Source organism: Burkholderia sp. AU44665, from assembly GCF_030504405.1.
In the GTDB taxonomy this organism is placed as follows: domain Bacteria; phylum Pseudomonadota; class Gammaproteobacteria; order Burkholderiales; family Burkholderiaceae; genus Burkholderia; species Burkholderia semiarida.
In genome coordinates this window covers 49,748-72,266 of record NZ_JAUJRI010000028.1, presented here as the reverse complement: position 1 = coordinate 72,266, position 22,519 = coordinate 49,748, and the positions used below count along the sequence as shown (strand labels likewise).

Sequence of the window (22,519 nt, the reverse complement as noted above, 5' to 3'; positions counted from 1 at the left end):
GCGCCGGCCGACGCGAGCGCCGCGGCGCCGATGGCCGCGAGCCTGCCGCCGATCCGGCGCCCGCACCGCCCGCGCCGGCCCGCCAGCGACGCGCAACCGCTCGTCGCCGCGCCGCGGGACGACAACCATCGTGCGACGGCCCCCGCGAAAGCGGCGGACGCCGGCACCGCTCATTAACGGAGAAAGGCATGCAATTCGACAAGCGCGCCTGGCTCGACAAGATCAAGCAGATGTTCGCGGGCTTCGACCGCCCGCTCGCCCTCATCGTGTTCCTGCTGCTGTGCGTCGGCATCGTCACGCTGTACAGCGCGTCGATCGACGTGCCGGGCCGCGTCGAGGACCAGTTGCGCAACATCCTGCTGACCTTCGTGCTGATGTGGGTGATCGCCAACATCCCGCCGACCACGCTGATGCGCTTCGCGGTCCCGCTCTACACGTTCGGGGTCACGCTGCTGATCGCCGTCGCGCTGTTCGGGATGACCAAGAAGGGCGCGAAGCGCTGGCTGAACGTCGGCGTCGTGATCCAGCCGTCGGAAATCCTCAAGATCGCGACGCCGCTGATGCTCGCGTGGTACTACCAGCGCCGCGAAGGCGGGCTGCGCTGGTACGACTTCGTCGCGGCGTTCGGGATCCTGATGGTGCCGGTCGGGCTGATCGCGAAGCAGCCCGACCTCGGCACCGGCCTGCTCGTGTTCGCGGCCGGCTTCTTCGTGATCTATCTGGCCGGCCTGTCGTTCAAGCTGATCGTGCCGGTGCTCGTCGCGGGCGTGATCGCGGTCGGCTCGATCGCCGTGTTCGAGGAACGCATCTGCCAGCCCGAAGTGCAGTGGCCGCTGATGCACGACTACCAGAAGCACCGGGTGTGCACGCTGCTCGACCCGACGTCCGACCCGCTCGGCAAGGGCTTCCACACGATCCAGGCGGTGATCGCGATCGGCTCGGGCGGCGTGCTCGGCAAGGGCTACCTGAAAGGCACGCAGGCCCACCTCGAATTCATCCCCGAAAAGCACACCGACTTCATCTTCGCGGTGTTCTCGGAGGAATGGGGGCTCGCCGGCGGGCTCGTGCTGCTGGCGCTGTACATGGCGCTGATCGCGCGCGGCCTCTACATCGCCGCGCAGGGCGCGACACAGTTCGGCCGGCTGCTCGCGGGCTCGCTCACGCTCGCGTTCTTCGTCTACGCGTTCGTCAACATCGGGATGGTGAGCGGCGTGCTGCCGGTCGTCGGCGTGCCGCTGCCGTTCATGAGTTACGGCGGCACCGCGCTCACGACGCTCGGCATCGCGATCGGGATGATCATGAGCGTCGGCCGGCAGCGGCGGCTGATGAAGAGCTGATCGCGCGGCCGGCACCGTACCGCGCAGCACACGCAAACGGCGCCGCGACGCGCCGTTTTGCATCGGGCCCGCCGAATGCGGCCGCTTACTGCGGCGGCGCGCGCGGCTTGTCTTGCCCCACGCCGGCGCCCGATGCCGGCGCCTTCAGCCGCGCGCTCAGCTCCTTGAATTTCAGGCCGGCCGTCTCGTCGCCCTGCGCGGCGGCCGCCGCGTAATACGCCCGTGCGATGTTCAGGTTCTGCGTGACGCCGTCGCCGCCGCGCTCGTAGAACGATGCGGTCACGTACTGCGCGGTGGGCTCGCCGGCGTCGGCGGCCTGCTTGTACCACGTGAACGCCTGCCGGTTGTCGCGCGGCGTGCCGCGCCCGTCCAGAAACTGGTTCGCGAGCGACAGCGCGGCCTGCACGTGCCCCTGCTTCGCGGCCCGCAGGAACCAGCGGTGCGCTTCGGCCGGATTGCGCGCGACGAACTCGCCGTCGTCGAACATCCGGCCGTACACGTACTGCGCATGCGACATGTTCGCTTCCGCCGCGCGCTTCAGCCAGCGCAGCCCTTCGTCGACGTTCGCCGTCACGCCTTCGCCCGTCAGCAGCATCATCGCGTAATTGAACTGCGCGAGGCGATCGCCGCGCTCGGCCGCATCGTGGAACTGCACCAGTGCCGCGCGATAGTCGCCCGCGTTGTAGTCGGCGACCGCCGATTGCGTCTCGCGCGACGGATCGGGCTTCGCTTGCGGCGCACCCTGCGCGGCCGCCGCCGCCCACACGGCCCACAGGCCGACCATCGCCCCGATCCGCGCGCGCCTGCGGCACGCACCGTCTGCGCCGTTCATGACCGTACCTCCTGCAACGCCTGTCGCGCCGCGCGCAACAGCCAGCTCACGTCGGCCGACACCGTGATCATCCGGTAGCCGGCCTCGCGGTACTGGCGCGCGGCCGCCGTATCGGCCGCGAAGATGCCGACCGCGACGCCCGCCTGCTTGCCGGCCGCGAGCACGCGCGCCATCGCGGTTTCGACGTCCGGATGGCGGATATCGCCGAGATGCCCGAGGCTCGCCGCGAGGTCGGCCGGACCGACGAACACGCAATCGACGCCCGGCGTCGCCGCGATCCGCTCGACTTCGTCGACGCCGCGCGCCGATTCGACCTGCACGACCACCGCGACTTGCGCATTCGCCGTCTGCAGGTAGTCGCGTCGCATGCCGAACGCCGCCGCGCGCACCATGCCCGCGACGCCGCGCAGCCCGTCGGGCGTTTCGGGAGACGGGAAGCGCGTGAGCCGCACCGCGTGCGCGGCGTCGTCGGGCGTCTCGATACACGGGAACATCAGCGTGCGCGCGCCGGCGTCGAGCGCGCGCTTCACGAGCCACGGCTCGCGCGCCGGCACGCGCACGACCGGCTCGCTCGGCAGGTGCGCGGCGGCGATCGCGCGCAGTTGCGACGCCACGTCGCGACTGTCGTTCGGCGCATGCTCCATGTCGATGCAGAGCCAGTCGTAACCGGCGTGCGCGAGCGCTTCCGCGGCCGAGTCGCTGCCGAGCGACAGCCACAGGCCGTACAGCGGCTCGTCACCGTCGCGCAGGCGTTGTTTGAGGGAATTGGTGAGCGTGCTCATCGATACGGCCTCCGGAGCGGAACGGCAATCGAACGGGACAAGCAACAGGCGAAGCGAAACGCCCGCCGCCGGGCAAGCGAAGCACGGCGGCGGCGGATCGCGCGCCCGAGAACGTGAGTCGGCCCGGGACGGCCGATCTGACAGCGCGGGCCGCGCAATGGGTCACGCGAGCGTTTTTCGGCGCCGCACGACGATCATAGCGCGGCGGGGTGCTCGATGCGGGAACTGACGGAGGAAGCCGTACCGGCGCGGGACTGGCGGCGGCGAGACCGCGGGGGCGTGGGCGCGCGAAAGCGCATCGACGGGCAGCCCGCGCCGCACGGCGGGGCTGCCGGGGCAGGCAGGATCAGCGGCCGAGCTGGCGCTCGACGTCGGCCCAGCAGTTCGGCGTTTCGTACAGCCGCACGCGCTCGAGGCGCAGGTTCACGCCGTAGTGCGCGTCGTACACGTTCGCGAGGATGTCGAACGCGATCGCCGCGAGATTCTCGACGGTCGGGATCCGGTCGATCACGACGGTCTTGTGGTCGGCCATCTGCTCGAGGAACGAGCGCACGACCTCGTCACGCGCATAGACCAGGAACGCGTGGTCCCACTTGCTGACGAGGTGCTCCATCGCGAGCGCCTTCACGTCGGCGAAATCCATCACCATGCCGCGGTCGGGCGCCCCTTCCGTATCGACGAGATCGCCGCGCAGCGTGATTTCGAGCACGTAGCGATGGCCGTGCAGGTTCCTGCACTGGCTGCGGTGATCGGGGATGCGGTGGCCCGCGTCGAATTCGAGTTTTCGGGTAATCAGCACGATGTCAAAAGCCGTGGCTCAGGGAATGTTCAGATATTTGTGGGTCTGCATCGACAGCCGCCACTGCGGATGACGCTTGCACCAGTCGATCGCGAGCTTCGTATTGAGATCGCGCGACGGGCCGTCCATCGGCTGCACGAGAAAATACTCGAAATCGAGCTTCGCGTAGTCGGCGAGCCGCTGGTTGTCCTGCGGCACGACGACCTTCAGTTCGTTGCCCTTCGTGACGACGAGCGGCGCATCGGCCTTCGGGCTCACGCAGATCCAGTCGATCGATTCGAGCACCGGCAGCGAACCGTTGGTCTCGATCGCGATCTCGAAGCCTGCCGCATGCAGCGCGTCGACGAGCGGCTGGTCGAGCTGCAGCATCGGCTCGCCGCCCGTGCAGACGACGAAGCGGTGCGCTTCGCCTTCCGGCCACAGGCCCGCGATCGTCGCGACGAGCGCGGCGGCGTCCTTGAACTTGCCGCCGTTCTCGCCGTCGGTGCCGACGAAGTCGGTATCGCAGAAGCGGCACACGGCCTCCGCACGGTCCTCTTCGCGGCCCGACCACAGATTGCAGCCGGCGAACCGGCAGAACACGGCCGGCCGGCCCGCGTTCGCGCCCTCGCCCTGCAACGTGTAGAAAATTTCCTTGACCGCGTAAGTCATCGTGCTTCGTCCGGCTCGCGCCGCTCGTTGTCGATCAGAATCCGTTGTCCATCAAGCGCTGCCCGCGCGAGCCGCGTCACAACGGCGCTTCGGTCACCCGCTCGCCCTTCAGGTAGGCTTCGTAGCCGCGCTTGCGCAGCTTGCAGGCCGGGCATTCGCCGCAGCCGAAGCCCCAGTCGTGCAGCTCCGCGCGCTCGCCCACGTAGCACGTGTGCGTCTCGACGCGGATCAGTTCGACGAGCGCGTCGCCGCCGAGCTGTTCGGCGAGTTGCCACGTCTGCGCCTTGTCGAGCCACATCAGCGGCGTCTCGAGCACGATGCGCGTATCCATGCCGAGATTCAGCGCGACCTGCAGCGCCTTCATCGTGTCGTCGCGGCAGTCCGGATAGCCCGAGAAATCGGTCTCGCACATCCCGCCGACCAGCACGCGCAGCCCGCGGCGATAGGCGATCGCCGCGGCGATCGTCATGAACATCAGGTTGCGGCCCGGCACGAACGTATTCGGCAGGCCGTTCGCCGCCGTCTCGATCTCGATCGTGCGCGTCATCGCGGTATCGCTGATCGCGCCGAGCACCGACAGGTCGATCATGTGATCGTCGCCGAGCCGGTCCGACCACGCCGGAAACTTGCGCTTCAACGCTTCGCGCACGCCTTCGCGACACTCGAGCTCGACGCGATGACGCTGGCCGTAATCGAAGCCGAGCGTCTCGACCGTCTGGTAGCGTTCGAGGGCCCATGCCACGCACGTGGCGGAATCCTGCCCGCCGGAAAACAACACGAGCGCGCCGTCTTTAGCGTCTGTCCGAATCACCGTGATACTCCGTGAATGTGTAGGCTCGCGTCGCGCTGCGCCCCGAGGCCGGCTGCCGCCGGGCGGCCCGACACGGCCGGCCTGCGCCGGCTCGACCAGTATAGGCAGCGCGGTCGGCCGAGAATGCGGCGGCGCGCTTATACCGCTCATCGCGCGGCATCGTTGCCGCGCGCCACGGCAGGCGCGCCGCGGGCGGCCGACCATGCGCATGAAGCGATGCGCTAAGTCATTGAGCGGGCACGGATTTTATCATGCCCCGGCGAATGCTGCCGGGCCCACGGCCCACGACACGCGATACCCACCACAAACGAAAAACCCCAAGAACCTTCCGATTCTTGGGGTTTTGAATGCTGGTGGCCTGGGACGGAATCGAACCATCGACACGCGGATTTTCAATCCGCTGCTCTACCAACTGAGCTACCGGGCCAACGAAGAATGAAAGTATATCGAGCTATTCACCCCTAAGCAAGTGCTTTCGCAAAAAATTTTACAGCGCGCCTTCGGGCGGCTTCTTGCCGAGCTCGACGCCGAGCTGCTTGAGCTTGCGATACAGGTGCGTGCGCTCGAGGCCCGTCTTCTCCGCGACGCGCGTCATGCTGCCGTTCTCGCGCGCGAGGTGATATTCGAAGTACGCGCGCTCGAACGCATCGCGCGCTTCGCGCAGCGGGATGTCGAACGGGATCGCGGCCGTCTGGCCCGCGAGGCCGAGCGCCGACGCCATGTCGTCGCCGAGCGTCGGCAGCGCCGCCGCGGACGCGACCGCCGCCGGGCCTGCGGGCTGGCCGCCGCCCGCCTTCGCCGCCGCGTTCGCGGATACGGGCGCCGCGCCGCGTGCGAGACCATGCTCGACCGATTTCAGCAGCTTCTGCAGCGCGATCGGTTTCTCGAGGAAATCGAGCGCGCCGATCTTCGTCGCCTCGACGGCCGTATCGATCGTCGCGTGCCCGGACATCATGATCACGGGCATCGTCAGCAGCCCCTGCGCCGCCCATTCCTTGAGCAGCGTGACGCCGTCGGTATCGGGCATCCAGATATCGAGCAGCACGAGATCGGGCGCCTGCTTCAGCCGGTATTCCCGCGCGGCCTGCGCGTTCTCCGCCGCCTCGACGACATGTCCTTCATCGCTGAGGATCTCCGAGAGCAATTCCCGGATGCCCATTTCATCATCTACCACCAGGATGGTTGCCATTTACGCTGCCTTTGTCTGCTCACTTGCTTTTGTCTTGGCGGGCGTCGCCCCGTCCTGTGCGCCCGGTTCGGCGCCTGGCGTATCGCTCGCCATCTGCAGGAAGAGGATCGACACCTGCGCACCCTCGACGGTCTCGCCGTGCATGCGATTGCGCAGATCGATCCGCGCGCCGTGCTCGTCAACGATTTTCTTGACCGTGGCCAGCCCGAGCCCCGTGCCCTTCGCCTTCGTCGTCACGTAAGGCTCGAACGCGCGGGTCAGGATGCGTGCCGGAAAACCGGGCCCGTTGTCGGACACGGTCAGACGTACCGCGACGCGCGTTTTGCCTTCGGCGTCGGGGTCGCCATATTCTACTGTCTTGGTTTCGATCAACACACGCGGATGCGCGGACTCCGCGACCGAATCCTGCGCATTCTGCAGCAGGTTGTGAATCACCTGGCGCAATTGCGTCGCGTCGCCGCGAATCACCGGCAGCGACGGCGCGAGCTCGGCGACGATCGGGCTCTTGCCTTCGCCGACGCCGTACAACCCGAGCACCTCGCTCGCCAGGTCGTTCAACTGCAGGTTCGCGAGCACAGCCGGCGGCGTGCGCGCGTATTCGCGGAAATCGTCGACCATCCGCTTCATCGCGGCCACCTGGTTCACGATCATCGTCGCGCCGCGCTTGAGCACGTCCGCGTCGGACGGCGCGAGCTTGTCCGACAGCTTCATCTGCAGCCGCTCGGCCGACAGCTGGATCGGCGTCAGCGGATTCTTGATCTCGTGCGCGAGCCGCCGCGCGACCTCGCCCCACGCGACCGACCGCTGCGCGGAAATCACGTCGGAGATGTCGTCGAACACGACGACGTAACCGGACGTCTGCGGATCGTCGGCCTGCCCCTCGACCGTCGACACGAGCCGCGTGCCGCGCACGAGCAGCGTCAGCGGATCGGTTTCGCCCGGCACCTCGATCGCGAACTGCTGCTGCCAATGGCCGCGATCGCCGCTGCCGCCGTCTGACGCCGCCTCGCGATCGGCGAACGCCTTGCGCACCATCGCGCCGAACCCGGCGGCCACGCCGATCCGGTCGAGCGTCGTGCCGATCAGCGTGTTGAACGGCTGCCGGAAGATCCGCTCGGCGCCGCGATTGGCCGTCGTCAACCGGAACTGGCGGTCGAGCACGAACACGCCGGCCGTCAGGTTCGCGAGGATGCTCTCGAGATACGTCTTCGAATGCTCGAGCGCGATGCGGTTCTTCTCGACCGCGAGCCGCGCCTCGGACAACTGGCGCGTCATCGCGTTGAACGACTGCGTGAGGAAGCCGAGCTCGTCGCGCGTCTTGATCTCGCGCTTCGGCGTGTAGTCGCCTTCCGTGATCTCCTTGGTGCCCTGCGCGAGCAGGAACAGCGGCCGCGCGAGCTGCTGGCCGAGCGCGAGCGCGAGCATCATCGCGATGAAGGTCGCGAGGAACAGCGCGAGCGTCAGCGTGCCGATGTACATCTTGCGCAGGCCGGTGCGGCCGAGCGACTTTTCCTGGTACTCGCGGTACGCGCGCTGCACGGCGTCCGCGTTGTGCGCGAGCCCGGGCGGCACCGGCTGCGTGAGCTGCAGGAACCGCTCCGCCGGCTGCAGCAGCGACGTCGTCGCATCGGGAATCGGCCGCACGACGCGCAGCCGCAGCGCGCCCTTCGCGCCGTGCGCGCGCGGGTCGCCGTCGACTTCGCCCTCGATCGCCGCATACGCGCCGTGTTCGCGCGCCTGGCTCAGCATCAGCGGCGTCGGCAGGTCGTCCGGAATCAGCGCCGCGAAATTGCCCGACGCCTGCGCGACGATGTGCAGGTCGGGCGCCGCGCCGGAGCCGCCGCGGCTCGGCTCGACGATCGTCGCGTCCTGCACGCCGAACTGGTCGCGCAGCCGCAGCAGCGTGAGCGTCGTGCCGTTCGTGTTCGCGTCGACGCTCGCGAGCTGGTCGGACATCAGCCGCGCCTTCGTCTGCAGATCGGACAGCGACGCATCGAGCATCCCGCGGCCGAGGTTCAGGCCGGCCGTCAGCGCCGTCTCGACGTTCACGTCGAACCACGACTCGATACTGCGCGACACGAACTGGTACGACACGATGTAGATGATCCCGCCCGGCACCACGCCGACGAGCGCGAAGAACACCGCGAGCTTCGCGAGCAGCCGCGTGCCGAACTTGCCCTTCCTCAGGCGCGCGACGATCATCCCGATCAGCCCGAGCACCACGAGCAGGAACACGAGCGCGACGACGATGTTGGTCGCGTACAGCCACGAGTAGTAGCGGTCGAAGAATTCGGTGTTCGCGCTCGCGGCCGCGAGCAGCACGAGCAGCAGCAGCGCGGTCAGCGCGACGGTCGAGACGATCACGCGGACGAGGAGGCTCTTCCCGCTGGCCGCGCGGCGTACTTTATTTAGCACGTTCGGTCACCGTGAAATTGAAGCGCTTCCAGTCCGACCCGAGCGTCCAGTCGCGGTTGTTCACGGCATCGACCTGGAACGGCTTCGGCATCAGCGCCGTATCGAGCTGCATCCGCACCGATGCCGTGTAGGTTTCGCCCGCGCGCACCTGGTTGCGATCGATCACGTGCCACGACGTGATGTGCCGGACGACCGCGAGCGCATCCTTCAACGACGGGAAACCGAGCTGCAGGCCGCCCGTCGACACGCGGTACTCGCGCGTGAGCGGCTGGAACGACAGGCGGATCGTCTGCGTGACGGACACCGGCTGCTCGTCGAACCAGTACCAGCGCGCGCGGCTCAGCTCGAAGTCGGTCGTGAAGTAGAGCGGGATGCCCTTGTTGACGGCATCCTCGAGGTTCGGATTCAGCTCGAAGTCGAAACGCGCGTCGAGGCTCCAGCCGCTTCCGTCGGCCTGGAGCGACGCGCGCTGCACGGCGATCGATTCGGCATGCGCCGGCCGGACGATGGCCACGCATAGCGTCAACGCAACCAGCAAGACGGCCGCGAGCCGAAAGGGAAAAAGGTGTTTGATCGTCACCGTTTCTGAAACCGCGCGTAGAAAAATCCGTCGTGATCGGTGTTCTGGTCGAGTGCGCCGGCGGCCGCCCGTCCGTGCGCGCCACCCGGCAGCAGCTGGCCGGGGGCGTCCAATCGTACCGCATCTTCACAGGCCGCTTCAAACCAGCGGGCCTGCAATTCGCCTTCTTCGGGGAAGATCGAACAGGTCACGTACAGCAGTTCGCCGCCCGGCTTCACGAGCGGCCACAGCGCCGACAGGATGCGGCGCTGCTCCGCGACCAGCGCCGGGATATCGGCCTCGCGGCGCAGCCAGCGGATGTCGGGGTGCCGCCGCACGATGCCGGACGCCGAGCACGGCACGTCGGCCAGGATGCGATCGAACGGGCGCCCGTCGTACCACGCGTCCGGCGCGCCCGCGTCGCCGACGCGCACCTCCGCCGCGAGCGACAGCCGCACGAGATTCTCGCCGATACGCGCCGCGCGCGTCGCGTCGCTTTCGAGCGCCACGACTTCCGCGTCCGCGAGTTCGAGAATATGGCCCGTCTTGCCGCCGGGCGCCGCGCATGCGTCGAGCACGCGCATGCCGTCGCGCGCGCCGAGCCATTCGGCCGCGAGTTGCGCGCCGGCGTCCTGCACCGACACCACGCCGTCGGCGAATCCCGGAATGCGATCCACCGGCAGCGCCGACGCGAGCCGCACCGCATGCCGGCCGATCGCGGTCGCGTCGATCCCGCTCGCACGCAGCGTGTCGAGATACGCGTCGACGCTCGCGCGGCGCGCATTCACGCGCAGCGTCAGCGGCCCCTGACGCTCGCCGGCCGCGAGAATCGCCTGCCACGCGTCGGGCCAGGCGCGCTTCACCGCATCGACCCACCACGCGCGGTAGTTCCAGCGCGCGACCGAGTCGTCCTGCATCGCCGCGACGAGCGCGTCGCGCTCGCGCAGAAAACGGCGCAGCACCGCGTTGACCATCCCCTTCGCGAATGCGAATTCGCGCCGCGCACCGATGACGGTGACGGCCTGGTCGACCACCGTGAACGCCGGGTACGCGGCCTCGTCCGCCGGGTCGAGCAGCAGCGCGAATGCGCCGGCGAGCACCGCGTGTACGTGCGCGGGCGGCGCCTTGCTGACGAACCGGCCGATCAGCCAGTCCGCGCTGCCGAGGCGACGCATCGTCCGGTAGGCGACGTCCTGCGTCGCGCCGCGCGCGAGCGCCTGCGCACCGGACGGCATCTGCGCGAACACCGCCGACAGCGCCGCCGGCAATGCGGTGCCGCGCCGCACCGCATCGACCGCCTGCGCGGCCGCGTCGAGCGCGAAGCCGAGCGAATCGGGCGCCAGATGCAGCGCGGCCAGGCGCGCCGGGCGGCCGGAAGGAGTCGAAGCGGAAGAACGGGGTCGTGTCATCGGTGCGGAATCGGCAAACAGGCGCGGCAATCAGCTGCGGCAAACAAATGCGGCAAACGGCGGGATCGCAGCCGCCGGATGGCCTGGCGATCCCAAACCGCGCATTGTAGCGTGCGGCCATGCCGCCCCTTTGGCCCCTTTACGGCGCACGCAAATGAAACACCCCGCAGCGCGGAGCATGCGGGGTGGCGGGGCGGCCTCCGCGCGGCAACGGCCGCGGGGTATGCCGGAGGTCAATCGAAGCGGCCGGTGCGCGCCATCTCCATCAGGCGCGCGATGCGCTCCTCGGTGGCCGGGTGCGTCGAGAACAGGTTCTGCAGGCCGCCGCCGTGCAGCGGGTTCATGATCATCATCTGCGCGGTGGCCGGATGCGCCTCGGCCGCCTGGAACGGGATGCCCGCCGCATAGCGATGGATCTTGTCGAGCGCGGTGGCGAGCGACTGCGGATCGCCGGAAATCTGCGCGCCGCCGCGGTCGGCCTCGAACTCGCGCGCCCGCGAAATCGCCATCTGGATCAACGCGCCTGCGATCGGCGCAAGCAGCGCGACCGCGATACCCGCGATCGGGTTGGCTGGCCGGCCGTTCTCGTCGCGCCCGCCAAAGAACATCGCGAAATTCGCGAGTGCCGAGATCGCACCCGCCATCGTCGCCGTGATCGTGGAGATCAGGATGTCGCGGTGCTTCACGTGCGCGAGCTCGTGCGCCATCACGCCGCGCATCTCGCGCTCCGACAGCACGCGCAGGATGCCCGTCGTCGCGGCGACCGCCGCGTGCTCGGGGTTGCGGCCCGTCGCGAACGCGTTCGGCGCGTCCTCGTTGATCAGGTAGACGCGCGGCATCGGCAGGTTCGCGCGCGTGGCCAGCTCGCGCACCATCCGGTAGAACTGCGGCGCCGTGTTCTCGTCGACTTCCTGCGCGTTGTACATGCGCAGCACCATCTTGTCAGAGAACCAGTACGAGAAGAAATTCATGCCGAGCGCGAACAGCAGCGCGATCGTCATGCCGCGCGAGCCGCCGATCATCCCGCCGATCACGATGAACAGGGCCGTGATCGCGGCCATCAGCATCGCCGTTTTGACCCAATTGAACATACCCACTCCTTATCCGTCAGGGGACCCGCCGCGCTTCACAGCGCACGGCGGAAAATTGTAAGCGATTTGTTAGATAAGGTCTCGCCGGAAAAATTCAATCTCAGCGTTGCGAAGCGGCAAGACGCAGGCCGAGCCCGACGAAAGCGCTGCCGACCGTGCGATCGAGCCATTTCTTGACGCCCGGCTTGCCGGAAAAGCGCTGCGTGACAGTGCCCGCCACCCACGCGACCAGGCTCGTCCAGGCCGTGCTCATCGCGACGAACACCGCGCCGAGGGTCAGGAACGCCCATGCCTTGTGCGGACTGTCGGCCGATACGAACTGCGGGAAGAACGACACGAAGAACAGCACGACTTTCGGATTGAGCACGTTGGTCCAGAAGCCCTGCATGAACAACTGGCGCAGCGGCCTGGCGGCCGGGACCTGCACGGCTTCCGCGCCCGACGGCGCGGCGGCCGGCTTCGCGATAACCATCCGCACGCCGAGATAGATCAGGTACGCGGCGCCGACCAGCTTGATCACCGTGAACGCGGTTGCCGACGCCGCCAGCAGCGCGGTCAGCCCGAATGCGCACGCAAGTGCGTGGACGCAGCAGCCGGCAGAAATACCGAACGCCGACATCAGCCCCGCGCCGCGCCCCTGCGCGACGCTGCGGCCGACGATGTAGGCCGTGTCGGGGCCGGGCGTGATGTTCAGCAGGAAAACCGCGAACACGAAGAAGCCGAAATGGGTGATGCCGAACATGAAGACCTCGAAACCGGAAAGCGCAGGGAAATTCTACGCGCGCCTGCCGCACCGCGCGACTCGGCCATCCGGCCAGTTGCGCCGGTCCGGCAGACCGGGTCGAATGGCGCTCGGGCCGTGTCAGTCAGCGTCGGGCAGCGCGAAACGCTGCCCGGCGGCGAGCGGCGAACCGGCGAGGAATTCGCGCGCGGGCAGCCGCTTGCCGCCCGGCTTCTGCAACTGGGTCACGCGCAGCGCGCCGCTGCCGCATGCAACCACCACGCCTTCCGGCGCGGCTTCGACGATCGTGCCGGGCGCCGCGTCGGCAATCGTGCCGCGCGCCGCCATGGGCTCGGCCGCCCACAGCTTGATGGCCGCACCGTCGAGCGTCGCGACGCCGCCCGGGAACGGATCGAACGCCCGCACCTGGCGTGCGAGCACGTCGGCCGGCTTGCGCCAGTCGAGCGCCGCTTCGTGCTTGCCGATCTTTTCCGCGTAGGTCACGCCGTCGGCCGGCTGCGGCGTCGCCGGCAGCGTGCCGTCGCGCTCGAGCCGCACGAGCGCGTCGACGATCAGCCGCGCGCCGTCGGCGGCGAGACGGTCGTGCAGCGTCGCGGTCGTATCGTCGGGCGCGATCGCCGTGCGCGCCTCGTCGATCATCGCGCCGGTGTCGAGGCCGGCGTCCATCTGCATCAGCGTGACGCCCGTCTCGGCGTCGCCGGCCTCGATCGCGCGATGGATCGGCGCGGCGCCGCGCCAGCGCGGCAGCAGCGACGCGTGAATGTTGATGCAGCCGGCGCGCGGGATGTCGAGCACTTCCTGCGGCAGCAGCAGGCCGTACGCGGCCACCACCATCACGTCGTGCGGCGTCGCGCGCAGCAGCTCGATCGCGTCGGCCGCCTCCGCCGGGTACTTGCCCGCGCGGCGCAGCGACGGCGGCTGCGCGACGGTCATCCCGTGCTCGACGGCGTAGCGCTTCACGGCGCTCGCCTGGAGCTTCATCCCACGGCCGGCCGGGCGATCGGGCTGGGTGAGCACGAGCGGCACCGGGAAACCGGCCTCGTGGATCGCGGCAAGGGCAGCCGCGGCGAATTCCGGCGTGCCGGCAAAAATCACGCGCAACGTATGGGTCATGACAGCGTTCGGGGTCGGGCTGGGCGTGCGCGCATCACATCGCGCGTTCGAGTTTCTTCATCTTCGTCTTGATACGCGTCTGCTTGAGCGGCGACAGGTATTCGACGAACACGCGGCCCATCAGGTGATCCATCTCGTGCTGGACGCACACGGCGAGCAGCCCTTCGCAGTCGAGCTCGAATGCCTCGCCGTGCTCGTTGAGCGCGCGCACGCGCACGTGGTCGGGCCGCTCGACCTCGTCGTAGATGCCGGGCACCGACAGGCAGCCTTCTTCATAGGTCTGCTTCGCGTCGCTCGACCACATGATTTCCGGGTTGATGAACGCGCGCAGTTCGTTCTTCTCCTCGGAGACGTCGATCACGATCACGCGCTCGTGCACGTCGACCTGCGTGGCGGCCAGGCCGATGCCGGGCGCCGCGTACATGGTCTCGGCCATGTCGGCGACGAGCTTGCGGATCCGGTCGTCGACCTTGTCGACGGGCTTCGCGACCTTGTGCAGCCGCTTGTCGGGGTAATGAAGAATATTGAGCAAAGCCATGGTGTTCGGTGTTCGGTATTCGATGGGGCGGCGCGCCGCATCGGCCATCCGGCCGGCTGGCGCCGCCGCCGCGATGCAATGAAGATGAGGCGGATGCGTGGCATATCAATGCCGCGGATCGCGCCTCCTGCAATCGGCCGGGCGCCTGCGCGCACGGCCCTGTCGAGTATTTCGGATGATGAAAATTTTATCATGGCGTCACGCGCTGCGCTGGCCGCCGCATTCGAGGGCCGTCTCATGTCGCCGCAAGCGCTGACGCCCGCCGCGCTGCGCGCCTGGCTGCAGCTCGCGCATGCGCCCGGCCTCCCGCCCGCCGTGCTGCAGATTTTACTTGCCGCCTTCGGCTCGCCGGCGGCGTTGCTGCGCGCGTCCGGCGGGGCAATCGCCACCGTGGCCAGCCCCGCCGCCGCGCACGCCGTGCGCGCGAGCGAGCGCGACGATCTCGATACGCGCACCGACGCCGCACTCGCCTGGCTCGACGGGCCGGGCAACGTGCTCGTCACGCTGAGCGATCCGGCCTACCCGCCGCGGCTGCGCGATCTGCACGATCCGCCGCCGCTGCTATATGTAAAGGGGCGGCTCGATCTGCTGCACGCCCGCGGCCTCGCCGTGGTCGGCAGCCGCCACGCGACGCCGCAGGGGCTCGCCGACGCCACGCATTTCGCACGCGGGCTGTCCGATGCGGGCCTCACGATCGTCTCGGGCCTTGCGCTCGGCATCGACGGCGCCGCGCATCGTGGCGGGCTCGACGGCCGCTCGGGCACGGTCGCGGTGATCGCGACCGGCGCCGATCTCGTCTATCCGGCGCGGCACCGCGCGCTCGCCCACGAGATCGCCGCGCACGGCGCGATCGTGTCGGAATGGCCGCTGGGCACGCCGGCCCGCGCCGCGCATTTTCCCCAGCGCAACCGGCTGATCGCCGCGCTCGCGCTCGGCGTGCTCGTCGTCGAGGCCGCCCCGCGCTCGGGCTCGCTGATCACCGCGCGGCTCGCGAACGAATTGGGGCGCGATGTGTTCGCGATGCCCGGTTCGATCCACGCCCCGCTCGCGCAGGGCTGCCACGCGCTGATCCGCGACGGCGCGAAGCTCACCGCGGCGCCGTTCGACGTGCTCGAGGAATACGGGCTGGGCGAGCCGGCGGCGCAAGCACGAGCCGGCACGGTGCGGGCCGGCCACCCGGGCCCGGACGCCGGCGAAAGCGGCGAGCCCCAAACGGCCGGCGGCGCGCCGGCGAATCGCGCCGTCGCGGCCGCCGCGTCGCCCCGGATCGAAGCCGCGTCACCGATTACCCCATCGGAACAGGCGGTGCTCGCCGCCCTGGGATACGGCCCCGTGACGTACGAATGGCTGGCCGAGCACAGCGGCCTGTCCGACGACGTGCTGCATGGCGCGCTGCTCGCGCTGGAACTGGCCGGCCGCGTCGCGAGCGTCGCCGGCGGACGGTTCGCGCGGCTTGACGCGGCGCCCACCCCGTCCGCGCGGAGCGTGCTACATTCCCCGCCATAGGGGCGGCCCGGCCGCCGACGCTACCCAAGGAATGCCATGCCCGCGCTGAATCTCGACACCGACGCAGATCGGATCGCCGAGCGCCTCGCCGATCCCGGCACGTTGCTGGTCGCCTGCCTGTGCGCCGAGTGGTGCGGCACGTGCCGCGACTACCGGACCGCCTTCGACCAGCTCGCCGACGCGCATCCGGATGCCTGCTTCGCCTGGATCGACATCGAAACCCATGCCGACCGGCTCGACGATCTCGACGTCGAGAACTTCCCGACCATCCTGATCGAGGATGCCCACACCGCGCGCTTCTTCGGCACGGTACTGCCGCACGCGGCGATCGTCGAGCGCATGCTGTCCGACCTGAGCGCGGTGCCCGGTGCGCCGCACGCACCGAAATTGCGCGACGTCCTGACCGTCGAAGCCTGAATTCGCGGGCCGGCGCGGCAGGTTTCGCGCAGGTTCGCGCGCTCCGCCGCGCCGGACGCTTGCCGCCGTTGCGGCCCCCCTCTATGATGAGCCGCTTTTTACACGCCGAGCCGCCGTCGCTGCCGCGTGTGCTATAAAGCGGTCGTAAAAGGGACCCACGCCGGCGAACCCGGTCTACCAACACACACCTGTCATGTCCAAAGCACTGATCATTGCGGAAAAGCCTTCTGTCGCGAACGACATCGCACGCGCTTTGGGCGGCTTTACCAAGCATGACGAGTATTACGAGAGCGACGATTACGTCCTTTCGTCCGCTGTCGGCCACCTGCTGGAAATCGCCGCCCCGGAGGAGTACGAGGTCAAGCGCGGGAAATGGAGCTTCGCGCATCTGCCCGTCATTCCCCCGCATTTCGACCTGAACCCGATCGCAAAAAGCGAGTCGCGCCTCAAGGTGCTCACGAAGCTGATGAAGCGCAAGGACGTCGACCGCCTGATCAACGCATGTGACGCGGGGCGCGAAGGCGAGCTGATTTTCCGCCTGATCGCGCAGCACGCGAAGGCGAAGCAGCCGGTCCAGCGTCTGTGGCTGCAATCGATGACGCCGCAGGCGATCCGCGACGGTTTCGCGAACCTGCGCAGCGACTCGGACATGCAGCCGCTCGCCGACGCCGCACGCTGCCGCTCGGAAGCCGACTGGCTCGTCGGGATCAACGGCACGCGCGCGATGACCGCGTTCAACAGCAAGGGCGGCGGCTTCTTCCTGACCACTGTCGGCCGCGTTCAGACGCCAACGCTGTCGATCGTCGTCGAACGTGAAGAGAAAATCCGCCGCTTCGTCCCGCGCGACTACTGGGAAGTGAAGGCCGAATTCGCGTGCGCGGGCGGCTTCTACGAAGGCAAGTGGTTCGACCCGAAATTCAAGCGCGACGAATTCGATCCGGAAAAGCGCGACTCCCGCCTCTGGAGCCTGCCGGCCGCCGAAACGATCGTCGCCGCCTGCCGCGACCAGATCGGCACGGTGTCCGAGGAATCGAAGCCGTCGACGCAACTCTCGCCGCTGCTGTTCGACCTGACGAGCCTGCAGCGCGAGGCGAACAGCCGCTTCGGCTTCTCCGCGAAAAATACGCTCGGCCTCGCCCAGGCGCTGTATGAAAAGCACAAGGTGCTGACCTATCCGCGTACCGATGCGCGCGCGCTGCCGGAAGACTATCTTTCGACGGTCCAGTCCACGCTCGAGATGCTCAAGGAGAGCCACAACTATCTGCCGCATGCGAAGCAGGTGCTCGACAAGGGCTGGGTGAAGCCGAACAAGCGGATCTTCGACAACTCGAAGATCAGCGACCACTTTGCCATCATCCCGACGCTGCAGGCGCCGAAGTCGCTGTCCGAGCCGGAGCAGAAGCTGTACGACATGGTCGTGAAGCGCTTCCTCGCGGTGTTCTTCCCGGCGGCCGAATTCCGCGTGACGACGCGGATCACCGAAGTCGCGGGCCATCACTTCAAGACCGAAGGCAAGGTGCTCGTCGAGCCGGGCTGGCTGCAGGTGTACGGCCGCGATGCCGAAGGCGCCGACGCGAACCTCGTGCCGGTGCAGAAGGACGAGAAGGTGAAGACGGACGAAATCGCCGCCGTCGCGCTCGTGACGAAGCCGCCCGCACGCTACTCGGAAGCGACGCTGCTGTCCGCGATGGAAGGCGCGGGCAAGCTGGTCGAGGACGACGAGCTGCGCGAGGCGATGGCCGCGAAGGGTCTCGGCACGCCGGCGACGCGCGCGGCAATCATCGAAGGCCTGCTCGGCGAGAAGTACCTGCTGCGCGAGGGCCGCGAACTGATCCCGACCGCGAAGGCGTTCCAGCTGATGACGCTGCTGCGCGGCCTCGGCGTGAAGGAACTCACCGCGCCCGAGCTCACCGGCGAATGGGAATACAAGCTGTCGCAGATGGAGCGCGGCAATCTCGGGCGCGACGCGTTCATGCAGGAAATCGCCCGCATGACGCAGCAGATCGTCAAGCGCGCGAAGGAATACGATTCCGACACGATCCCCGGCGACTACGCGACCCTTCAGACGCCGTGCCCGAACTGCGGCGGCCAGGTGAAGGAAAACTATCGCCGCTTCGCGTGCACGAAGTGCGACTTCTCGATCTCGAAGATCCCGGGCAGCCGGCAGTTCGAGATCCCGGAAGTCGAGGAATTGCTGCAGAAGAAGGAAATCGGGCCGCTGTCCGGGTTCCGCAGCAAGATGGGCCGCCCGTTCTCGGCGATCCTGAAGCTGTCGTTCGACGACGAGACGAAGAACTACAAGCTCGAGTTCGATTTCGGCCAGGACCAGGGCGGCGAGGAAGGCGAAGCGCCCGACTTCTCCGCGCAGGAACCGGTCGGCGCGTGCCCGAAGTGCAAGGGCCGCGTCTTCGAACACGGGATGAGCTACGTGTGCGAGCACTCGGTGGCGAACCCGAAGACTTGCGACTTCCGCTCGGGCAAGGTGATCCTGCAGCAGGAAATCACGCGCGAGCAGATGGGCAAGCTGCTGGCCGACGGCCGCACGGACCTGCTGCCGAACTTCAAGTCGTCGCGTACCGGCCGCAACTTCAAGGCGTTCCTCGTGAAGCAGCCGGACGGCAAGATCGGCTTCGAGTTCGAGAAGAAGGAGCCGAAAGCGGCCGCCGCGAAGAAGACGGCCAAATCGGCGACGAAGGATGCCGAAACCGTGACGGAAGGTGCCGAAGAGAAACCGGCGCCGGCCCGCAAGACCGCCGCGCGCAAGACGACGGCGCGCAAGACGGGTTCGTGACGGCCCGGCCGCCGCGCGCCGCTTGCGGCGCGTCCGGCTCCGGCGCGCACCCATAAAAAACGCGGATCGATCGATCCGCGTTTTTTCTTCGTGCCGGCCGTCTTGCTACCGGGCGGGCGCCGGGCCGTTACAGCGGCGACGGCATCGCCACGCGCGTGCGCGGCGAGCGCGCAAGACGCGGTTGCAGGTTCGGATCGGTCGTTTCGGGCTGCTCGGCACGCATCTCGACGCCGATCGGCGGCGGCGTCGCGCCCTGCGCGGCCCATTGCTCGCCCATCGTCGCGTCGGTCGAGTGACTGAAATGCTCGACGAGATGATCGATGAACGTACGCACCTTCGCCGGCAGATGGCGCCGGCTCGGGTAGGCGATGTTGATCTCGACCTGCGGCAGCCGGAAATCCGGCAGCAGCCGCACGAGCGCGCCGCGCGCGATGTCGCTGCCGATCAGGTAGCTCGGCAGGATCGCGACGCCCATCCCGAGCAACGCGAACTGGCGCAGCATCGCGGTGTTGTTCGCGACGATCACGTTGGTCGGGCGCACGCGCACTTCGCCGTCCGGCCCCGTGAACACGCGCTCGTCGCCCCAGTATTCGGTCGGCAGGCTCAGCGCCGGGTGCTCGGCGAGCTGTTCCGGATGCGTCGGCACGCCGTGCTTCTCCAGATAGCTGGGCGTCGCGCACACGGTCATGCAGCCGGTGGTCAGGCGCCGCGTGACGATGCTCGCGCTGCGCATCTGGCGCGTGACGACGATGCCGACGTCGAAGCCTTCCTCGACGAGATCGACCTGCCGGTCGACCAGCGTGAGATCCGGCACCACCTTCGGGAAATTCTCCGTGTACGACTGCAGCACGGGGGCGAGGTTGTGCAGGCCGAACACGACCGGCGCCACGATGCGCAGCGTGCCGACCGGCTCGTGATTGCGTGCGACGACCATCTGCTCGACGTCCTCGAGCTCGTCGAGGATCTGGCGGGCACGCTCCAGATAGACCTGACCCGACTCCGTCAGGGAGAGGCTGCGCGTGGTGCGGTTAAGCAAACGCGTGCCGAGCCGGCCTTCCAGATCGGCGACGTGGCGCGTCGCGACCGCGTTGGAGATATCCATTGCGCTCGCGGCCCGCGCGAAACTGCCGAGATCTGCAACCTTGACGAACACGCGCATCGACTGCAAATGATCCATAAACGACTCCTGCCGCTGTTACAACTTCAAAAAGATGAAGCAAATGCGTAATTCTCCTACGACAGCGGAAATGATGCAGAGTTGCTCAACAACGGGCCGGTTGACGATAAAAATAGTCAAAAATCCTCGCCTTTCGCGGATAGTTGATCCAATTATTCTGCTGCGAGCAACAATTGGGTGAACCTCGTCGAGTAAGCGGCCGAATCAGGAAGGACGTGTTTGATGCGACACAACAGCGCACCCTTGCGCACGGCGCGCGAGCAGTGCCGGGGGTGGCTGGCGCCCATTGCGGCGGAGCGTAACAACCTGTTAAAAAGACCCCACGAAGGCGGCCGGCGTAGCATCATGTCGGCCCCGGCCGGGCGGAACAGGTGCGCAGGATGCGCCGCCGCCCGTGCCCGCTTTCAACGCGCGACACCCCGTTCACCATGAAAATTGCCATCCTCGACGACTACCAGGACGCCGTCCGCAAACTGAACTGCTTCGAGATGCTCGCCGGCCACGACGTAAAGGTCTTCAACAATACGGTGCGCGGCCTGGGACAGCTCGCCAGCCGTCTGGCGGAAGTCGAGGCGCTCGTGCTGATTCGTGAACGGACCCCGATTACCTCGCAGTTGCTCTCGAAGCTGCCGAACCTGCGCATGATCAGCCAGACCGGCCGCGTGTCGAGCCACATCGATCTCGACGCGTGTACCGACCGCGGCATCGCGGTGCTCGAAGGCACCGGTTCGCCCGTCGCGCCGGCCGAGCTGACCTGGGCGCTCGTGATGGCCGCCCAGCGCCGCATTCCGCAGTACGTCGCGAACCTGAAGCAGGGCGCCTGGCAGCAGTCGGGCCTGAAGACGTCGGCGCTGCCGCCGAACTTCGGCCTCGGCCAGGTGCTGCGCGGCCAGACGCTCGGCATCTGGGGCTACGGCAAGATCGGCCGGCTCGTCGCCGGTTACGGCAAGGCGTTCGGGATGAACGTGCTGATCTGGGGCCGCGAGCATTCGCTCGAGGCCGCGCGCGCCGACGGCTACACGGCCGCTGAGAGCCGCGAAGCGCTGTTCGAGCAGAGCGACGTGCTGTCGCTGCACCTGCGCCTGCACGACGACACGCGCGGGATCGTGAAGCAGGAAGACCTGATGCGGATGAAGCCGACGTCGCTGCTCGTCAACACGAGCCGCGCCGAGCTGCTCGAGGAAAACGCGCTCGTCAACGCGCTGTCGCACAACCGGCCGGGGATGGTCGCGATCGACGTGTTCGAAAGCGAGCCGATCCTGCAGGGCTACAGCCTGCTGCGGATGGAAAACGTGATCTGCACGCCGCACATCGGCTACGTCGAACGCGAAAGCTACGAACTGTATTTCAGTGCCGCATTCCGCAACATTCTCGCGTTCGACGACGGCGACATGTCGAGCGTCGCCAACCCCGAAGCGCTGACGCCGATCCGCAAGCGCTGACCGCGCGGGCCGCGCGCGTCGCGTGGCCCCGTTGCCCGATTGCCGCCGTCAGGCGGCGACGCGGCCGCCCGTCATCGCGTCGACGCGCGTGAGGAAGTGCTCGCCGTCGCGCCGCCCGAGATCGTACGCATGCCGCATCTGCGACGGGCTCGTGTAATCCCAGCTCGAAATCGGCACCTTGCTCGACGGCTGCACGTACAGCCGCCGCTGGTCGCCATGCGCGACCGTGAACATCTGCGGACGCGGATACAGCCGCGTGACGAGCACCAGCACGTCGCCCGGAGACGGATCGAGCGCATCGACCGGCACGTTGTCGACCATCCCGCCGTCGAGCACCGGCCGGCCGCCGCGCCGCAGCACCGGCGTGAACGGCGGCGTGCAAGACGACTGGAGGATCAGGTCGGCGAGTTCGTCGACGTGCGCGCAGGCCTGTGCGCGCACGAATTCGGGCCGAAAGCCGAGCGTGCGCCCGAGCGTCGGGTGCAGCGTCTTGCGCACGTACTTCTCGATGTTGTACGCGACGAGGCCGGCCGCGACCGCGCTGCGCGCACCGAGCCAGCGCGGCACGTGCGACACGCCGATGCGGATTTCCGGCGCCGCGGCGAGCTTCGCGAACGGCTCGCCGTAGATGTCGAGCAGCGCCTGACGATAGATCCGGTAATGCGGAAACACCGGCTCACGCCCGAACAGGTTGCCCCAGTACGCATTCTTCCGGTTGTGGCGCAGCGCCTCCTCGTAATAGCGCATCACCCATGCGGCGTCGCGCGTATACAGCATGCAGGCGGTCGCCGCGCCGGCCGAGATGCCGGTGATCACGCGCGGGCGCAGGCCGAGGGCCGGCTGCGCGACGTCCCAGAAGCCGGCCTGCCACCAGCACCGATTGCCGCCGCCCGCAAAGACGATCTGGTCGAACATCGC

20 protein-coding genes and 1 tRNA gene are annotated in these 22,519 nt (G+C 68.1%); 5 read left to right on the top strand and 16 right to left on the bottom strand.

Annotated elements, in window-relative coordinates; genetic code table 11:
• The first annotated feature begins 188 nt into the window (after positions 1–188).
• Positions 189–1,337 carry a rod shape-determining protein RodA gene (gene rodA / locus QZM15_RS30855; RefSeq protein ID WP_059573618.1) on the top strand — a complete coding sequence of 383 codons (1,149 nt, stop codon included), beginning with the start codon at positions 189–191 and terminating at the stop codon, positions 1,335–1,337.
• A gap of 85 nt (positions 1,338–1,422) precedes the next feature.
• Here rodA and QZM15_RS30850 read toward each other — a convergent pair whose 3' ends face one another.
• The 14 genes from QZM15_RS30850 to def all read right to left on the bottom strand — a co-directional run bounded on the left by QZM15_RS30850 (position 1,423) and on the right by def (position 14,268).
• The gene (locus QZM15_RS30850; RefSeq protein ID WP_302107849.1) at positions 1,423–2,169 is read right to left on the bottom strand and encodes a tetratricopeptide repeat protein; all 747 of its coding nucleotides are present in this window, start codon (positions 2,167–2,169) and stop codon (positions 1,423–1,425) included.
• Positions 2,166–2,951 carry an HpcH/HpaI aldolase/citrate lyase family protein gene (locus QZM15_RS30845; RefSeq protein ID WP_302107848.1) on the bottom strand — a complete coding sequence of 262 codons (786 nt, stop codon included), beginning with the start codon at positions 2,949–2,951 and terminating at the stop codon, positions 2,166–2,168. Before QZM15_RS30845 ends, QZM15_RS30850 begins: the two co-directional genes overlap by 4 nt.
• A gap of 346 nt (positions 2,952–3,297) precedes the next feature.
• On the bottom strand, positions 3,298–3,750 hold the full coding sequence (queD, locus tag QZM15_RS30840) for a 6-carboxytetrahydropterin synthase QueD (protein ID WP_302107847.1): 453 nt from the start codon (positions 3,748–3,750) through the stop codon (positions 3,298–3,300).
• A gap of 18 nt (positions 3,751–3,768) precedes the next feature.
• Positions 3,769–4,401, bottom strand: coding sequence for a 7-carboxy-7-deazaguanine synthase (gene queE / locus QZM15_RS30835; RefSeq protein ID WP_006482565.1), 633 nt, complete (start codon positions 4,399–4,401; stop codon positions 3,769–3,771).
• 76 nt (positions 4,402–4,477) lie between these two features.
• Positions 4,478–5,212, bottom strand: coding sequence for a 7-cyano-7-deazaguanine synthase QueC (gene queC / locus QZM15_RS30830; RefSeq protein WP_059573614.1), 735 nt, complete (start codon positions 5,210–5,212; stop codon positions 4,478–4,480).
• Positions 5,213–5,563: 351 nt separating this feature from the next.
• Positions 5,564–5,639, bottom strand: a tRNA-Phe gene (locus QZM15_RS30825).
• A gap of 60 nt (positions 5,640–5,699) precedes the next feature.
• On the bottom strand, positions 5,700–6,401 hold the full coding sequence (gene esaR, locus QZM15_RS30820) for a response regulator transcription factor EsaR (RefSeq protein WP_059573613.1): 702 nt from the start codon (positions 6,399–6,401) through the stop codon (positions 5,700–5,702).
• The gene (gene esaS / locus QZM15_RS30815; RefSeq protein WP_059573612.1) at positions 6,402–8,816 is read right to left on the bottom strand and encodes a sensor histidine kinase EsaS; all 2,415 of its coding nucleotides are present in this window, start codon (positions 8,814–8,816) and stop codon (positions 6,402–6,404) included.
• Entirely contained in the window at positions 8,806–9,396 is a 591-nt protein-coding gene (locus tag QZM15_RS30810) for a DUF4390 domain-containing protein (protein WP_060312271.1), read from the bottom strand. Before QZM15_RS30810 ends, esaS begins: the two co-directional genes overlap by 11 nt.
• Positions 9,393–10,784, bottom strand: a complete 1,392-nt coding sequence (rsmB, locus tag QZM15_RS30805) for a 16S rRNA (cytosine(967)-C(5))-methyltransferase RsmB (protein WP_302107846.1) — start codon at positions 10,782–10,784, stop codon at positions 9,393–9,395. Before rsmB ends, QZM15_RS30810 begins: the two co-directional genes overlap by 4 nt.
• Before the next feature lie 233 nt (positions 10,785–11,017).
• On the bottom strand, positions 11,018–11,875 hold the full coding sequence (gene htpX, locus QZM15_RS30800; RefSeq protein WP_006485774.1) for a zinc metalloprotease HtpX: 858 nt from the start codon (positions 11,873–11,875) through the stop codon (positions 11,018–11,020).
• A gap of 100 nt (positions 11,876–11,975) precedes the next feature.
• On the bottom strand, positions 11,976–12,617 hold the full coding sequence (locus tag QZM15_RS30795) for a LysE family translocator (protein ID WP_302107845.1): 642 nt from the start codon (positions 12,615–12,617) through the stop codon (positions 11,976–11,978).
• A 120-nt stretch (positions 12,618–12,737) separates the two neighbouring features.
• Positions 12,738–13,730 carry a methionyl-tRNA formyltransferase gene (gene fmt, locus QZM15_RS30790; RefSeq protein ID WP_060010902.1) on the bottom strand — a complete coding sequence of 331 codons (993 nt, stop codon included), beginning with the start codon at positions 13,728–13,730 and terminating at the stop codon, positions 12,738–12,740.
• Positions 13,731–13,764: 34 nt separating this feature from the next.
• Positions 13,765–14,268, bottom strand: a complete 504-nt coding sequence (def, locus tag QZM15_RS30785) for a peptide deformylase (protein ID WP_302107844.1) — start codon at positions 14,266–14,268, stop codon at positions 13,765–13,767.
• Between the two features lie 192 nt (positions 14,269–14,460).
• On the opposite strand from def, the gene dprA reads away from it, so the two are divergent.
• The 3 genes from dprA (at position 14,461) to QZM15_RS30770 (ending at position 18,982) form a co-directional block, all read left to right on the top strand.
• Positions 14,461–15,774, top strand: a complete 1,314-nt coding sequence (gene dprA / locus QZM15_RS30780) for a DNA-processing protein DprA (protein ID WP_302107843.1) — start codon at positions 14,461–14,463, stop codon at positions 15,772–15,774.
• Between the two features lie 36 nt (positions 15,775–15,810).
• Positions 15,811–16,191: a thioredoxin family protein gene (locus QZM15_RS30775; RefSeq protein WP_060312278.1), complete on the top strand. Its 381-nt coding sequence runs from the start codon at positions 15,811–15,813 to the stop codon at positions 16,189–16,191.
• A 193-nt stretch (positions 16,192–16,384) separates the two neighbouring features.
• Positions 16,385–18,982, top strand: a complete 2,598-nt coding sequence (locus QZM15_RS30770; RefSeq protein WP_059573606.1) for a DNA topoisomerase III — start codon at positions 16,385–16,387, stop codon at positions 18,980–18,982.
• Between the two features lie 127 nt (positions 18,983–19,109).
• On the opposite strand, the gene QZM15_RS30765 is transcribed toward QZM15_RS30770, so the two are convergent.
• Entirely contained in the window at positions 19,110–20,159 is a 1,050-nt protein-coding gene (locus QZM15_RS30765) for a LysR family transcriptional regulator (RefSeq protein ID WP_059573605.1), read from the bottom strand.
• A gap of 428 nt (positions 20,160–20,587) precedes the next feature.
• On the opposite strand from QZM15_RS30765, the gene QZM15_RS30760 reads away from it, so the two are divergent.
• Positions 20,588–21,601, top strand: a complete 1,014-nt coding sequence (locus QZM15_RS30760) for a D-2-hydroxyacid dehydrogenase family protein (protein ID WP_059573604.1) — start codon at positions 20,588–20,590, stop codon at positions 21,599–21,601.
• A 48-nt stretch (positions 21,602–21,649) separates the two neighbouring features.
• Here QZM15_RS30760 and QZM15_RS30755 read toward each other — a convergent pair whose 3' ends face one another.
• A complete protein-coding gene (locus QZM15_RS30755) occupies positions 21,650–22,516 on the bottom strand; it encodes a patatin-like phospholipase family protein (RefSeq protein ID WP_059573647.1) in 867 nt (288 codons plus the stop codon).
• Positions 22,517–22,519: the final 3 nt, after the last annotated feature.

Bases quoted from the DNA above. Each gene is read 5' to 3' on its own strand.
- dprA (WP_302107843.1), top strand. From the start codon at position 14,461: ATGGCGTCACGCGCTGCGCTGGCCGCCGCATTCGAGGGCCGTCTCATG.
- QZM15_RS30765 (WP_059573605.1), bottom strand. From the start codon at position 20,159: ATGGATCATTTGCAGTCGATGCGCGTGTTCGTCAAGGTTGCAGATCTC.
- QZM15_RS30770 (WP_059573606.1), top strand. From the start codon at position 16,385: ATGTCCAAAGCACTGATCATTGCGGAAAAGCCTTCTGTCGCGAACGAC.
- esaR (WP_059573613.1), bottom strand. From the start codon at position 6,401: ATGGCAACCATCCTGGTGGTAGATGATGAAATGGGCATCCGGGAATTG.
- QZM15_RS30775 (WP_060312278.1), top strand. From the start codon at position 15,811: ATGCCCGCGCTGAATCTCGACACCGACGCAGATCGGATCGCCGAGCGC.
- rsmB (WP_302107846.1), bottom strand. From the start codon at position 10,784: ATGACACGACCCCGTTCTTCCGCTTCGACTCCTTCCGGCCGCCCGGCG.
- rodA (WP_059573618.1), top strand. From the start codon at position 189: ATGCAATTCGACAAGCGCGCCTGGCTCGACAAGATCAAGCAGATGTTC.
- QZM15_RS30850 (WP_302107849.1), bottom strand. From the start codon at position 2,169: ATGAACGGCGCAGACGGTGCGTGCCGCAGGCGCGCGCGGATCGGGGCG.
- queE (WP_006482565.1), bottom strand. From the start codon at position 4,401: ATGACTTACGCGGTCAAGGAAATTTTCTACACGTTGCAGGGCGAGGGC.
- QZM15_RS30760 (WP_059573604.1), top strand. From the start codon at position 20,588: ATGAAAATTGCCATCCTCGACGACTACCAGGACGCCGTCCGCAAACTG.
- fmt (WP_060010902.1), bottom strand. From the start codon at position 13,730: ATGACCCATACGTTGCGCGTGATTTTTGCCGGCACGCCGGAATTCGCC.
- QZM15_RS30795 (WP_302107845.1), bottom strand. From the start codon at position 12,617: ATGTTCGGCATCACCCATTTCGGCTTCTTCGTGTTCGCGGTTTTCCTG.
- htpX (WP_006485774.1), bottom strand. From the start codon at position 11,875: ATGTTCAATTGGGTCAAAACGGCGATGCTGATGGCCGCGATCACGGCC.
- def (WP_302107844.1), bottom strand. From the start codon at position 14,268: ATGGCTTTGCTCAATATTCTTCATTACCCCGACAAGCGGCTGCACAAG.
- QZM15_RS30755 (WP_059573647.1), bottom strand. From the start codon at position 22,516: ATGTTCGACCAGATCGTCTTTGCGGGCGGCGGCAATCGGTGCTGGTGG.
- QZM15_RS30845 (WP_302107848.1), bottom strand. From the start codon at position 2,951: ATGAGCACGCTCACCAATTCCCTCAAACAACGCCTGCGCGACGGTGAC.